This window comes from Methanobrevibacter sp. (assembly GCF_017539065.1).
In the GTDB taxonomy this organism is placed as follows: domain Archaea; phylum Methanobacteriota; class Methanobacteria; order Methanobacteriales; family Methanobacteriaceae; genus Methanocatella.
The window spans coordinates 22,463-38,060 of sequence record NZ_JAFYHP010000027.1 but is presented as its reverse complement, the minus strand read 5'-3'; the positions used below and the strand labels follow the sequence as shown (position 1 = coordinate 38,060).

Sequence of the window (15,598 nt, the reverse complement as noted above, 5' to 3'; positions counted from 1 at the left end):
ATGTATGAACGTAATTATGATTTATTAAGAAGTAAATTCAAGGAATTTTTTCTGCCTACGCTATTCACTTCAATGGCGGGAAATATTTGCCTGTTTGTTGATGGGTTAATTGTAAGTTTTTTACTGGGTGCTGGTAACCTATCAGCAATCCAAATTGTAGCTCCTGTGTCTACATTCATCAATCTCATTTATTGGATGATTGGATTAGGCGGAAGTGTACTTTGTTCTGTAGCAAAAGCAGAATTTGATGATAAAAAGAGTAACGGTTATTTCACTGTTGCTCTCATATCCTTATTAACAATAGGAATACTAATCGCAATTTTTGGTTTGGCATTTTCCGGGTCAATTGCACAATTCTTATGTGCTTCACAACCTGAATTGGTTCCTGAGGTTACAAGTTTTTTCTCTGCATTTGTAATTGGAATGCCATGTTTATGTTATATGATGAGTCTATCTTATTTCATAAGGGCCGATGGTATTCCAACACTACCGTTTAGAGCAATATTGTTGGCGAACATAATTAACCTTTGCTTTGACTTTATTTACATTAAATTCTTTGCAATGGGTGTTGGCGGTGCTGCATTAGCGTCTTCAACAGGTTTTTTAATGGGCTCTATATTTATTTCATATTATTTCTTCAAATCAGAACGCACATTGCAGTTCATAAAATTGAAAATGGGTGAATTCTTTGGTTATATTAAACAAATTGTAACTTCGGGATTTTCTTCTTCATCAACACAATTGTACTTAACATTAAAATTATTCATCATTAACATATTAATTGGGATATATATTGGAAAATCTGGACTTGTTGCATTCAGCATCTGCTATAACAGTCTGTTTATATTATATATTTTCTTAATTGGGACTTCTCAAACAATGTCTCCTATTGTTTCAGTTTACTTTAAAGAAGAAGACTATTCTGGAGTTAATTATATAATTAAAAGGTCTCTAAAAATCGTTCTTGTTGCTAGTTTGGCATTGGCAATATTATTTATAGTTTATCCTCAATCCTTGTTGTTACTGTATAGTGTTAAAAATCCTGCCGATGTGCCTGTTGTCTTAAATGCTTTAAGAATATTTGCAATTAGTTATGTTGGAACTGCAATTACATTTTTATACACTTTCTATGCTCAGGCAATTCAAAAAAACAGGTTATCTACAATTATTTCACTACTTGAAGGTTTTATCTGTCCAATTGGTTTTGCAGTTGTATTGTCTTTCTTTATTGGAGGAAATGGAATTTGGATTTCATTTGCAATTGCTGAAGCAGTTACAATACTGTTCATCATTGCCTATTCAAGACATATTGGTAGAAAAACTAATGGAGAATACTTAGGATTCTTCATTAATAAACATAATGATGATAAAAAGGTATTTGAGCATACAATTAATGGTGATGTTAAGGAGGCTGTTAATTTGGCTCGTGAAGTCCAAAAATATTTATCTGGAAACAAATCAGCTACTTTAGTCAGTTTGGCTATTGAAGAAATGCTTGTAAATATCATTGACACCAATGAAAGCATTGATGCTATTGATGTTATTGTTAGAAATAATGATGATAACATATTGATATCCATTAAAGATACTGGAATTGACTTCAATCCTGTAATTGAAAATGATAATTTGAAATTCGACAACATCAGTGTTTTAAATAAGATTGCAGATAAGATTGATTACTCAAGAGTATTGGGCTTAAACAGTACTGTAATAACTATAAAAAATTAAACCCCAACTAATAATGTTAGGGTAAGATTTAAAAATAGGCCATTCTGGATGAGATTAACTTTTTAGTTTAAAAGAATTCCTTTAGAATGGCTAATATCTTTTCATTGTTTTTTCCAACTAGAAGATTGTGTTTTGTATTATCAAATACAATCAATTTTGAATTTCCAATCCTTTTTTGCAATTCTTTTTGCATATCCAAAGTGGAGATTTCATCGTACTTTCCTGCTAAAATTAGTGTAGGCACGTTAATTTGCGATACATGTTTTTCAACATTGAAATTTAAACAGACATCAACGGCTTTAATATAAGCTTCAATGTTGGCATTTTGTGAAGCCATGTCTTTTAACAGTTCTAACTCCTTTTTATTGTCATCAATGACCTCCGGACATAATACCATTGGCAGAATATTGTCATAGAATTCTTCAAAGCCAAGATTTAAGCTATTTTTAAATTGATTTAAAGTACTTCTTAACGCCTCATCCACTTTGTAAAAACTAGACATTAACACTATTGAATCCACTTTTTGCGAATATTTAATTGCAAAATCAAGTGCGACAGCACCACCAAGTGAAAACCCGATTAAATTAACTTCTGATATATCCAATTCCTCTAAAAGATTATTCAAATCATTGACATAGGTGTCAATCGTGATCTCTTCATTTCCTAGTTCAGATTCTCCATGCCCTCTTAAATCGACTCTTAAGACTTGATAGTCATGTTTGAGATTGTTTACAAAAAATTCCCAATACAACAGACTGTCTGAAAGTCCATGAATGAAGATCAATGTTTTCCCGTTTCCGTCAAGACCATAATTCATGGAATAATTTCTATTGAAAATACATTAAATAATTAAGTGTTGATTTAATCTAATTAGCAGAGTTTTAATATCATGTGAAGTTTTAAAATGACTATAGCTTTTATAAATCAATTGTTTTTTTAAAATATTTCTTATTTTTCTTTATTTTATTGTTTTGGGATGCAAGTGAGCATTTACATTCGAAAATCTTTATATACTGCCTGTTTCATATTATTAATTGTGCTTATGAATTGAATTTCAAAAAATCAGGCACAAATTCATAATTTAACTTTAAGGTGATAAAATGGACTTTAAAAATATTCTGTTATTATTATGCATTTCTTTTCTTTTATTCGGCACAGTCTGTGCACAAAAAACCGTAAACGACTTTCAAGTAGATGAATCATATAATAATGCATACAATGGAACTTCCAATTCATTGTATCTAAATGAAAAACAAGATTCCGGAATCACTATCTACAGATATTTGGCAGGTGATGTTGACGACGACAATGATGCTTATGATGATTTAATCCATGATGAGGGTAAAGATTATTTGACTCCGGATGACGATTTTAAAATAGATAAAAACGCAGACAATACTGCTAATTTCACAGACATTGACCATGCACAACATGGTGTTGTTGAAGTTGTAAATGTCGATGGTGAAGATTTTGTTATAGTATTCTGGGCAAAAGATACCAGTAATGTATCAAACTCAGATTTAATTTCCCAATTAAATGAATTCAATAAGGATAATAATGTTAAAGCTATTGCATTCTAATTATCCTTTACTATTTTTTTTAATATTTTTGTCATGCAGCATTCAAGAAGCAATATTTCCATAAGTAACTGCAGTTCAAAAAAGTTAATGAAATGATTTGAGAATCATTTCTAAAATTTAATTTTTAGTTATTTGGTTTTAATTGATGTTATCAAAATTGTAAAAAGTGAAAGAACAATTAAAGCCATTGGATTTCCAGCAGTATAGCTTGAAACAATAGATTTTTTTGCATATGCGTTTACTTCATGTTCAAAAACATCAATTTCCTCTTCCTCATAGCTTTCATTTTCATTTAAATTGTATGTATCACTTGTTACTTTTGCCTTGTTGATTTTTTTCCCAACTGAGAATGCTTGGGTGATAATATTTAAGAATACTTCACCATCACTTATGGAAAGATTTCCAATAGACCATATTCCAGTTTCAGGATCAAATGTTCCTTTTGTCGTAGTATGTTTGATGTATTTTAGGCCATCAGGCAACTGGTCATAAACTTTCACGTTTTTAGCTGTGTCAGGCCCTTTATTTATAACGCTAACTATCCAAGTAACGTAATCTCCAATATAAATATTCTCTATGTCCGCATCATTGTCCAGTATAAGATATGATTGGGATTGTGAATCTGATTTTGCTTCACTAGTTGAAAGTAATTCACCTGATGTTGGTGTGGAATCACCGGCTTCCTCTGATATTTCTAACATTGTTTCACTTGTTGAAAGTGCATCACTTGATGTTAGTGCGACATCACTAGATTCTTCTGATATTTCTAACAATTGTGAATCGCCTTGATTTAAATCAGATTCATCCAAATCGTTAGCATTAACGCAAGCCAAACTCAATAATGATATTATAACCATCAGAATCAAAGCTTTTTTTCTAATTTAAAAACCTCCTTTAATTTCTAGTTATATGATTTTTATATAAGATATGCTTTATATTGTTTAGTATTATAATTAATCTAAAATCAGCATGCCAATAATTTCTTAAATACATCATATACTATAATAAAAGATTTATTTAAGTTATTTTTTAAAATAAACTTTTATTATTTATTTTTTTATTAATTAGAGATGCAAGTGAGTACTTACATTCGAAAATCTTTATATACTGTCTGTTTCATATTATTATTTGTGCTTATGAATTGAATTTTAAAAAATCATGCACAAATTCAAATTAACTCAAGGTGATATAATATGGAATTCATAAATAACTTTTACTTCAAAAACATACTATTCTTATCAGTCAGTTCCCTACTTTTATTTGGAGCTGCTTTAGTCTAAACATTAATATTATAGGAGAATCGAAAAATGAAGATGCATAAAATTTGTCCAAGATGTGGATCTAGAAATGTCGACTGGATTATCCCTCAAAACTGGTCACAATGCGTTTGCAGGGACTGCGATTATACCGGACCAATCATTGAAGGAAACGATGAATTGGCCGAAGAGATTCATGAAGCTTATGTGGAATCCTTAAAAGATGATGAATAAAAAAATATTTGGAGTTGAGCAATATGTTAGGTTTAGGCAATAAAAATCAAGCTGATGAAACAATCAAAAATCCACCTAGTGATGATTCATATCCTATGATATCAATATTGTTTTCAAAAAATAACAAAGTGGGTGTAAGTGCATTGTCACTTACAATACTTGATTTAATCGATAAAGGTCAAATCAAATGCGACATTGATTTGGGCGATTCATATGATGTAGGCAAGAAATTAACCTCTGATGATATGGAAGTCATGAAAAAAATCACTCTTAGAATAACAAATAAAGGAGAGCTGAAGACTTCAGAAACACAGTCAATCAAGCTGCTCAAAAACATGAACAAGAACAAAAAATTCAACTTGAAGGCAATGGCAAAACAAAGCAACATTACTTCAGTTGCCAATAAGTTTGAAGATGACCTTAATGAATTTGTCAGTGCACTTAAAAGTGAAAACGGATATGGCGGTGAAAACTATAGTGATATCCTGCAAAAATCTAAATTGACAAGCAAAGGAAAGCAAATCAAAAAGGAATGGAAATGCTTTCGGAGTTATTTGAAATCAAAGGACCTAACAGAAAAATATCCTCCAGAGTCTGATGAGGAAAATTCAGCACAAATAATTTATGCAGCATGCTTCGACATTGAAAAAGATGCATTGGATATAAGGGAAAACAACACGTCACTAACAGATTTCATCGATAAGGACGGATATAAACTATTGAACATAATATTCAATAATGCATTATTAAATGTAAACAAAAAAAGAAAAGGCACCGGTATATTTTACGGTGTTAACGATAAGTATACAATTCCTGGAGGAGGATGAATCCTCCAACTAACTTATTTTAATAAATATGTTTTTGGAAACAATAAATTTGTATTATAGTGTACTTAGCATAAATTGTTAGTTTTGGCTCTTTTCAAAAATGTTTTTACAAACACTTTATGGAGCTGAAAAACTATGAAAAACAATGAACTTTTAAAAGCAATATTTGTAACATACAACCATTCACCGGGCACACAACGACTGTATGTCTATGCACTGGAGAAATATTCCACATATTATGAAATGGGCTTGGATGAACTTCTAATGGAAGCGGAAAGCGAGGAAAATAAAGGAATTAAATGGAAACGCCGCAGAATCAAAACCAGACTTCTGGAATTCAGACAATACCTTTTGGAAAACTATGCTTTAAACACTGTTAAATTAGTTATGATTAATGTCATCAAGTTCTACAAGTTCTATGATGTTGAAATCTATGAACTGCCGAAAATCAATGAAAAATCAGTCCAGAAACCTCAGCCGATTTATTTCAGCGATCTGCCGGATAAGGAAATCATCAGAAAGGCTTTAGGCATTGCAAGTCCGGTCATGAAGGCAGCAATACTTTTTATTGCATCCAGCGGTTGTGCAAGAGCAGAAACACTAAGTTTAACAATACAGGATTACATCGATGCACTGTCAGAATACCTTCCACGAAGAGATATGAATATCTTTGAGGTTATTGATTTGATTGAGGATGATGAGACAGTCATTCCCACTTTCAACATTCGCAGAAAAAAGACCAACAAGTATTATACTACCTACTGCAGTCCAGAGGCGGTAAAAGCGATAAACGCACATATATTATCACGTAGCGATAAGGTAACCAACGAATCAAAACTGTTTAAGATGGGCGTCAACTATTTCACTCTCAGTTTTCAAAGAATCAATGATGATTTGGGTCTTGGAAAAATCGGACCCTACAACAGATTCAGAAGCCATATGCTTCGTAAGTTCCACGCATCTGCACTATATAATGACGGCATGAGTCTCGATGATGTAAACGACCTGCAAGGTAAATCCAAAAACAAGACTGATCAGGCATACTTCATGATAAACCCTGAAGATTTGAAATACCAGTACATCGAGCATTTGTCTGCTGTAACCATCAGCATGGAAGTCAAAAAGCTGCATGTCAAATCGCCTGAGTTTGTTAAAATTGAAAATGAGAAAAACGAACTGATGCTTGAACTGGACAGGCTTAAGTTTGACATTGACAGTCTTAAAAGCATGATCGGGAAATAAATATTTCCCATGCTATTTTTTTTATAAGTAGATTCTTCTTATTCCATTGATTTTGTCAAAGTCAGAATCGAATGACACTACAACGGAAACATTGTTGTCTATCATTGTCTTTAGGATTGTGCAATCGGAATAGTTAACGCTTAGATTATAATACTTAAATAACTTAAAGCTTTCATCATAATCCTCATCAGTTAGAAAAACAACCTTATCCAATCCCAGTAATGCATCCATTATCTCATCAAGTTCAAGTTTATGATTGTTCTTTTTCAGGCTGTTGAGTACTTCAACCAGCACGGTATTGTTTATAAGTTTTCTTTCCCTGTCGATGACCGGCCTTAGCTGATGCGCCTTTTCGTGATAGTCATCATTATCAATCATCAATCCGATTAAATATGTGCTGTCTAAAAATATCATGTTTTACCTGTAGCTGTTTTTCTTTAACTCAACGCTGTTTGTCGGCACATCAGAGTGCAAGACCCCATCCAACTTTTCCAGGTTTTTATCTCCTTCAGGTTTATCAAATGACAGCATTGCTTCAATGTCGCTGATGCTCATCATATTGCTTGGAGTGTCATCCTCTTTAAGGCCTTTTAGAATATACCTGTTTGCCAAATCAAATTGAGTTATTCCGGTTTCAGCACTTCTTAATTTCAAAAGTTGCTTAACCTCTTCATTAATCCTAATTGTTGTTGCCATTCAAAATCACATCCAAAAATCTAATGTATATTTGTATACTAATATATTTTTATAATAATATATTAATCTTTTGGAAAAATAAAATATGGGAAAAATAGTTGAGTTAATCCTACATTGACTTGTAAAAAAAAGTTACACTTTAAAAATAGTATTAAAATAATTACTTAAATGATTGATTAAAAAACAAGTTATTCATTAAAGTATACGAATATTTAATCCTAAAAATAAAATAAATAAGGGTTGCGCGTCAACCCTCAACCATAATTAATTTTCCCGTTGCCGGATCCTTATACACCTTACCCATTTCAGTATAACCCTGACCTGAGCTGTTACTGGTATCAGGTGCTTGGTCTAACTGTTGGCCCTGATCGATTTCTGTTGTAGTCTTCTGCATCTGCTCCTGAACACTGGTGTCAGGATCAATCATCGCCTGCATATTCCAAGAGATAATAACAAACACCAGAAAACCAACAGCAATTACAAGCATCGCATCCACAAGGTTACTGGTACCTGCCATCGGGTCTTCTTCCACTCTCTGACGCCTTGCATTTTTTCTTCGAACCATCTCTAATCAATCCATATAATCCAATACCGCATCAGATAGTGCATCCAAATCCGCCAAGTATCTATCATACCATGATTTTCTGATTTTTCCTAAAACGTAGCATAAAGCTCCTGAACCGATACCTACAATTGTTGTGTTGAACGCCAATGTCAAGGAAGTTGCAAGAGTGTTGATATCTCCCGCACCTAATGCAGCTAGCCCCGGACCCATTGGAATCAATGTTCCCATCAAACCTAAAGTCGGGCCTATCCTTGTTATGATATCAGTCTTGTTTAAGTTCTTGTCGATTTTTTCCTCTTCCATTTCAACCAGACGCCTTGCAGCAGCCTCACGTGAAGACTTTTTCATTGCATGTGTGTCTGAAATTTTTGTTAAAATTTTCTTTTGTGTGTCCGCAATATTGGAACTCATAATTATTGACTGTAAATGCTCAATTGACGCTGCATTGGAGATTTTAAAAATCAAATCATAAATCTCTGAAACTTTTACTTTCTTGTTTTTAAAATACTCCGCTATTATTTCACCCAATAAAAAGAGTGAAGCAACCACAATAATCAAAAGAATAATCAAAACCGGAACGGTTAAGCTTTGAGAAATAATATTCATTGCTGAAGAAATTAAAGTATCACCCGGAAAAGAAACCATCCATCATACCTCCCCCAATATTTATTTATAAAAATAGGATGAAAAATGGGAAAATACCCCCACTTTTAAAATATCCTATCCTTTTTTTACGTGTTTTAAACTTTTCAGATTTTTTAAAATCCAAATGTCATTTTTTTAAAGGAGAAAAAACTCTATTTAAATTCAACAAAATCACAGATTAAACCCCCTCCATTCAATCTGGAGGAGGAGTAATCCGGTGAGAAAAAAACATAATATTTTTTCCCAATTTTTACACATTTTTAAAATTCATCACCATCCTTTTTACCCCTTCTATAACCATAACCTAAAATTATAATTACAGCGAATAAAATGACAGCTGCCACAAATTGCCAATTACTTTCATCAACATTAATTACTTTACTAACTTCGTATGCGTTTACTGTTTCACCATTACCGGCATCAGAACCGCCCTCTCTGGAACGGTCCATACCTTCACTATCATCTGAACTTTCAGTAGTTGTTGCCTCACCGATTTCAGAAGAATCCTCAACATTACTGATAACATTCTCACTTTTAATCTCATCTGTAATGTTTTCAGCAGAATCCCCAATCATACCTGGAGTATCACTGATAATATCAGTTAAAATATTTGAAGTTCCGTTACCGAAACTGCCTGAAGAACCGTTACCGTCACCGGTACCTGTGCCCTGACCAGTTCCATTACCCTGACCATTGCCGGTACCATTACCGTAACCTGTCTCCGGCTCTTCGGGAACAACAGGAATAACTGGATTAACTGGATTAGTTGGATTAACCGGTTTATAATCATCCTCTTCAGGAGGAATTTTCGGAATTACAGGATCAGGATTATTATAAGCCTCACCACGCTCAAAACCCGGATCATATGGTCTGTTGGTTGATGAATAACCTTCACTAATAGGAATATCAAAGTGGGCAGACTTTCTGATTTCACCTGAAATAATAGCCTCAATATCACTGACTGCCATAGCAACATCAAATTCTGCAATTGCAGAATCATTAATAAACTTAACAGTCTGAGTAAAACCACCAGCAGTGAAAATCACATCAAACTCAGGAATCTCAGACAAGTAATGATCATCCAATCTGTTGATTAACCTTAAGCGGAATTTTGCATCACCAATACGGTCAAGTACCAAATCGACCTTGCCTTCATGATAACTGGTAGCACCACCGAAATCGGTTAAGCTGTAACTGGAAGAACCATCCATCAGGTTATAACCGTAACTGTCACAGCCGGCATCAATATAACCAGTATATTTCCTTGCCTCCCAAGACCTGTGTGATAACCTGATAACAACATTATCAACAATAATAGTATTGCCCTCATCGAAATTACGTGCAGGATAAGAAACCTGAATACCATTATTTCGATGATTAAAGAACTGATCACCAGGGAAATATGTTTCATAAACATAACCTGCCATCTGTTCGATTATAACGGGATAATTATATAAATCTCCGTCGTGAGCATGCAACAATTTAATAGTATTCTGTTTAATAGTTACATTTTCACTGTATCCCATAAAGTCAATACCATTATAACAGCCATCAATCAGATTATGAGTAATATTCACATTCAGATATCTATTTGAAAGAAGAATTGCATCACCAACACACTCATAAATAGTATTCCTATCAATGACCACTCCATCAGTATTGTGGTATAATCGAATCCCGAAATACCCTCTGTTAATGGTATTGTTGAGTATATTAGTGTTTGATGAATCATCTATTAAGATATTGTTGGCTCTGCTTTGTGATGCCGGAACATTGACTACAAATCTCAAACCATTAATACCATCAGCCATAAACATATTGCCACGGTTGACTTTATAAGGATCTTTACCATTATCCTCAACAACAGAATTGACAACACTAGTATTTGTTGACTGGTAAATCCAAATACCATCACTATAACAGTCAATGACATGAACATCATCCAATACAGTAGAATCGGACTTATTAACAATAATACCTTCCTCACAACCACAGACCTCTGTGGACTTGACTGTAATGTTTTCAGTGTTAATGATATTAATTCCAATGCCATCAGATACATTTACCCGACAATTTTTAACAGTAATATTACCAGTATCCTTAATTAAAATACCGCTATTAGTATTGTTAATGGCAAAACCATTTAAAATGGAACCTTTGGCATTTTCAGTAAATGTAAATACCGGCTGATTGCCATTACCTATAAGTTTAGTATTATTATTTGAAATAATATTCAACGGTTTATTTACAGTGAAATTAGCACCCTCAACAACACCATACTCAAACAATATCTTACTGTACGGTTCAGCATTATCCAACAATGATTGAATCTCACTAACTAGTGTAGATTCCACATTTACCACATCAGTAATATTAAATAATACTTCACTAACATTACCCCAATTGCCGGCAGAATCAACTGCAACAGCTTTTAAAATAGTATTTACCTCAACTTCAATCAAGGCATTGTAAGTTCGGGTTGTAGAACTATTTACTGGATTGGAACCGTCAACAGTATAATAAATAACAAAACTACTGTATCTATCACTAGCATTCAAAGCCACATATTGTGTCTGGTTAAAAACACCACCACTAGTCTGTGTATTGTTAATGTAATAGGATACATTGCTTGGAGGAGTAATATCATGGAAAATGACTTCAATGGTAGTATTACGCATCAAATCAACATTACCATTATGCTCCACAAGTAAAACAACATTATATTTACCTCCAGAAGCATAAGCATGAACCGGATTCTGCTCACGAGAAATATTACCATCACCAAACATCCAATAATACCTATTAGTACCATTAGTAGACTTATCAATGAATTGAATAGTTGCTTCAGTACCATTCACATGCTCATAGGTAAAATCAGCAGCAAGATCCCGGAAAGCATAAATGCCCTGATTAGTAGTAACAATTAATGTGCCGTCATTTGATAATGTTGGACTGGAAAAACTAATCGGATCACCATACTTACTTCCAACCATAGTATACTGCCAGATTAAATCACCTCTCAAATTAAATGCATAAACCATATTATTACTGGTAACATATAGAATTTCATTATTACTGACTAATGGAGATGAAGCAGTCAAACCGCAATGAGAAATCGGTTTCATCCACAATATATTCCCATTAGAAGCATTAACAGCAATCAAATTATCATTACCTGTAATATACAATACCCCTTTATAATAAGTAGGAGTACCTGAAACATCTTCTCTAAATTCAGGTGTTAAATATCCTTTAATTCCATCAAACTGGATATAAGTAGACCATTTGCAAGTTCCATTAGGATAAAATGCATTTACTATAAAATGATAGAAGTAACCACTATCATAACTATCCTCATATCGTCCACTACTATAAGCTTCAATATAAATTGAACGATAATAATTCAAAACATATATTGTTCCATCATCACCAATACTAACAGAAATCTGCGTATTCTGATTATCAGAAGTCACCATCGCATTAGAATCAATTAAAATTGCCTGATTCAAAGAACCATCAAAATTCAAAATAACTAACTCATGTCTTGCTGAAACCAAATACAACAAACCATCATTAGAAACAACAGGAGTAGAACCAGAAATAAAAGGAATAGTATGATTTTCAAGTAAAACACCCTCCTTAAAAACATACATATTACTGTATACTCCATTAGAAGTCAATACATATAACCTGTTATCTAAACCAAATACCGGACTAGAACCAGTATTATAATCACCAAGATTATATTTCCAAATCAATTCACCTTCCGGTGAAATACAGTACACACTACTATTCATCCAATTACTGAAATAAATATTATCATCAGCGCCAATTGTTGGAGTACAGATAATACGACTAGTAGTACCATACCTCCAAATAACCTGACCCAATTTATTTAAATAATATAAATAACCGTCACTACCTCCAATAACAATGCGTCCTTTATTATCCACTACAGCAGAACCGGAACTAAAAACATTATTATTAATCCAATGTGACTGATTAGTCAAAGGACCAGAATAATTTGTTACACCAGCATTATTAATGTCCCCCTGATATTGACTCCAAACAGCATCAGGACTATGCAAAGTGGAATTTTTAATATAATTAACACTAAAATCAAGTGAATAAAAATACAAATATACATCATTTAAAATAAGATAATATTCACCATAATCCTCATAACCACTTTCAGCAAAAGTAAAAATCTCAGTTGGTTTAAATACAACAAAAGGATGATAATAATAATTCCAACCATCAATATTACTAATTCCATCATTACCCTTGAATTTAGATCCATCTAATGAATAATATATATTTCTACCCGGTGAAAATACTTCTACAAAAACATCTTGTTTAATGAAACTAATATAATTATGCCTAATTGAATCAATAAGAGTCTTTTGAAAATTACCCCAACAATCAATAACAGTATAATGCACTGTAGTTGATTCGTTCACCACAAAAGGCTCCGTATAAACTAGACGAGTAGAACTATAAGCAGGATTACTGCCATCCAATGTATAAAAAATAACAGCATCCTCTCCCTCACAGCAAATCTCAACTGTCAAATTATCATCAAAAATAGTGTAAGGAGTAACATAAGTAATATTTGGTTGAACTGTGTTACTTGAGAGTGAAACAGTGTAATTTTTACCCAATACAGTTACATTTAAACTTGTAAAATCACTGGTCAAATAACCTAATGATAAAACACACCAACCAACACCATCGCAAATATTACAACTTTCAACACTTACTGCAGAACCTACTTTTTCAACATAATAATTACCCATACCATTATGATGGTACTCATAATAAAAATGATTAAAAATACTAGTTAAAGTTAAATTCAAATCCTTTAAATGACCTTTTATCTCATTTCCAAGATTATTATGTTTAAAATCAACTGTAAGATTATAATAAGTAATACCAGCAATGTAATACTCATAATCCAAGTATTTTGATTGAGTAATATTTAAAATTATCCAAGAGTTTAAAGGAGATTCAACTCCACCTAATTGCAAAATATCACAATCAACCAATTCAGACGAATAAACATAAAAAGGATTATTACAACCCCACCAATTATCCTCATAAACAATACTGCTAGAATTATAAACTAAACTAACATTATTTGTATAAAACATGTTAGATGATAAATTAGTGATTCCACCAGAAACATTAACACCAATATTATTACCAAATATTATATTACTTGTTATTTCCAATTTCCCACCAGTTTGAGTTATAGCAACATCAGAACCTGTAAAAATACTATTAAATATTTTTGATTCACCACCATTAACCAAAAGACCAGTAGAATTAAAAACACAATTATCAATAATACAATTAGCATCTAAAATATTAATATTAGAATTTAATAAATTTGTATCTCTAAATTCAAAATTTCCAGTAGATAAATTAATATTTCCTGAGTTTAATTGATTGATTGTTAATTTTGATGATTGATCTGTTTTTAATAATGCATTATTAAAAGAGATATTATTAATTATAACATTTGCTCCATCAACAACACTAATAACATGATTGACATCATCACTAAGTAAAGTGCAGTTAAAGAAATTCAAAGTTAAATCTTTATCAATGACAAGATTTTCCATAAAATGACTGTAAAAAATATTATTCGGAATATTAATCACATCACCACTAACCGCACTATCAATAGCCTCCTGAACACTACCAAACTCCCTACTAGACCCCACAATACTTGGAAAACTAATGGGAACATCATATCTCATAGTTTTAGTAGTATTTTCATTATAAACCGTTAAACTAACAGTATAATGTCCTGTTTTATATGAATGTGTGACATTTTGACTTTTACTTATAGTACTGTCACCAAAATCCCACAGCCAACCGTCAATCAAACCATAACTGTAATCATTGAAACTTAAAGTAAGATTATCACCATTAAGAGTGAAACTAGTTAAAGTAAAATTAACAAGAATATTATCATTTTGCATTACCTCAAAAGAATCCAAGAACCCATTTCCGCCACTTTGAGCGAACTTAAGAGTATGAAAACCAGATACGTTTGAAAAATTCAATAAAACAAATTCCCAGATACCCATTTCCAAAACATTACTAGAATATTTCTGGATAACATCATCATCCAATAAAACATTCACATAAGCGCCTTGTGTAGTGGATCTATACCAAAAACCAATATAATCCACGGTATCCAAATTAACTACTTGGGAAATAAAACCATTATTAGCAATTTGTACACATCGCCTACCGGATTTAACATTTTTTTGAAATGAATAAATTGAAGATGCAGAATAATCCCAACCTACCCATTTATTACCCTCTTCAAAATCAGGATTTGAAAGAATCTCTTTACTATAACACACATGAATAAAATCATTTTTAACAATACTATCACTAGAACCATCATTAGTGGATACTTTTAAAGTTACATTGAAATAACCGATTTGATTGTAGATATGTGTTGGGTTTTGTTGTGTACTGTTAGTTCCATCACCAAAATCCCACAACCAACCATTAGGACTGCCACTGCTAGTGTCTGTGAAATTGACAGTTAACGAATTTGTGCCTTTATTTACATCACTTGTGAAATTAGCAACCAAAGAATCATCATCATTTGATTGTAATGTATTATTTTGATTTGGATTGTTGTTTTCATACAAAGAATCATCCATAAGCACTGAATCAGCTGAAGCATTATTAACTTGTAATGTTTCATTAACTATATTATCTTCAGCGAAAACCCCACCTACAGACATTAATAGAAAAGTAATTAAAACAAATAAAACAATTAAAAACTTTTCAACATTCATA

Annotated in this window: 12 protein-coding genes; 5 read left to right on the top strand and 7 right to left on the bottom strand. The window is 32.4% G+C overall.

The window, feature by feature from the left end; translation table 11 throughout:
* A complete protein-coding gene (locus IKS50_RS07280; protein ID WP_292847676.1) occupies positions 1-1,728 on the top strand; it encodes an MATE family efflux transporter in 1,728 nt (575 codons plus the stop codon).
* 67 nt (positions 1,729-1,795) lie between these two features.
* On the opposite strand, the gene IKS50_RS07275 is transcribed toward IKS50_RS07280, so the two are convergent.
* The gene (locus tag IKS50_RS07275) at positions 1,796-2,545 is read right to left on the bottom strand and encodes an alpha/beta fold hydrolase (protein WP_292847673.1); all 750 of its coding nucleotides are present in this window, start codon (positions 2,543-2,545) and stop codon (positions 1,796-1,798) included.
* Positions 2,546-2,828: 283 nt separating this feature from the next.
* Between IKS50_RS07275 and IKS50_RS07270 the strand changes: the two genes are divergently transcribed.
* Positions 2,829-3,308, top strand: coding sequence for a hypothetical protein (locus IKS50_RS07270; RefSeq protein WP_292847670.1), 480 nt, complete (start codon positions 2,829-2,831; stop codon positions 3,306-3,308).
* A 128-nt stretch (positions 3,309-3,436) separates the two neighbouring features.
* Here the strand turns inward: IKS50_RS07270 and IKS50_RS07265 are convergent, their stop codons facing one another.
* Complete coding sequence (locus tag IKS50_RS07265) at positions 3,437-4,165, bottom strand: DUF11 domain-containing protein (RefSeq protein ID WP_292847667.1); 729 nt, start codon at positions 4,163-4,165, stop codon at positions 3,437-3,439.
* A 450-nt stretch (positions 4,166-4,615) separates the two neighbouring features.
* On the opposite strand from IKS50_RS07265, the gene IKS50_RS07260 reads away from it, so the two are divergent.
* From IKS50_RS07260 to IKS50_RS07250, 3 genes are all read left to right on the top strand, one after another.
* The gene (locus IKS50_RS07260; RefSeq protein WP_292847664.1) at positions 4,616-4,798 is read left to right on the top strand and encodes a hypothetical protein; all 183 of its coding nucleotides are present in this window, start codon (positions 4,616-4,618) and stop codon (positions 4,796-4,798) included.
* A 23-nt stretch (positions 4,799-4,821) separates the two neighbouring features.
* Positions 4,822-5,625: a DUF2207 family protein gene (locus tag IKS50_RS07255; RefSeq protein WP_292847661.1), complete on the top strand. Its 804-nt coding sequence runs from the start codon at positions 4,822-4,824 to the stop codon at positions 5,623-5,625.
* Between the two features lie 135 nt (positions 5,626-5,760).
* Complete coding sequence (locus IKS50_RS07250) at positions 5,761-6,867, top strand: site-specific integrase (protein WP_292847658.1); 1,107 nt, start codon at positions 5,761-5,763, stop codon at positions 6,865-6,867.
* A gap of 21 nt (positions 6,868-6,888) precedes the next feature.
* Here the strand turns inward: IKS50_RS07250 and IKS50_RS07245 are convergent, their stop codons facing one another.
* From IKS50_RS07245 to IKS50_RS07225, 5 genes are all read right to left on the bottom strand, one after another.
* Positions 6,889-7,281, bottom strand: a complete 393-nt coding sequence (locus tag IKS50_RS07245; RefSeq protein ID WP_292847655.1) for a type II toxin-antitoxin system VapC family toxin — start codon at positions 7,279-7,281, stop codon at positions 6,889-6,891.
* A gap of 3 nt (positions 7,282-7,284) precedes the next feature.
* Positions 7,285-7,563: a hypothetical protein gene (locus IKS50_RS07240; RefSeq protein WP_292847652.1), complete on the bottom strand. Its 279-nt coding sequence runs from the start codon at positions 7,561-7,563 to the stop codon at positions 7,285-7,287.
* A gap of 247 nt (positions 7,564-7,810) precedes the next feature.
* Positions 7,811-8,128, bottom strand: a complete 318-nt coding sequence (locus IKS50_RS07235) for a DUF2149 domain-containing protein (protein ID WP_292847649.1) — start codon at positions 8,126-8,128, stop codon at positions 7,811-7,813.
* 6 nt (positions 8,129-8,134) lie between these two features.
* Entirely contained in the window at positions 8,135-8,773 is a 639-nt protein-coding gene (locus tag IKS50_RS07230) for a MotA/TolQ/ExbB proton channel family protein (RefSeq protein ID WP_292847646.1), read from the bottom strand.
* Between the two features lie 260 nt (positions 8,774-9,033).
* Positions 9,034-15,597 (bottom strand): PKD domain-containing protein, encoded by a 6,564-nt coding sequence (locus tag IKS50_RS07225; RefSeq protein WP_292847643.1) that lies wholly within the window; start codon positions 15,595-15,597, stop codon positions 9,034-9,036.
* Position 15,598: the final 1 nt, after the last annotated feature.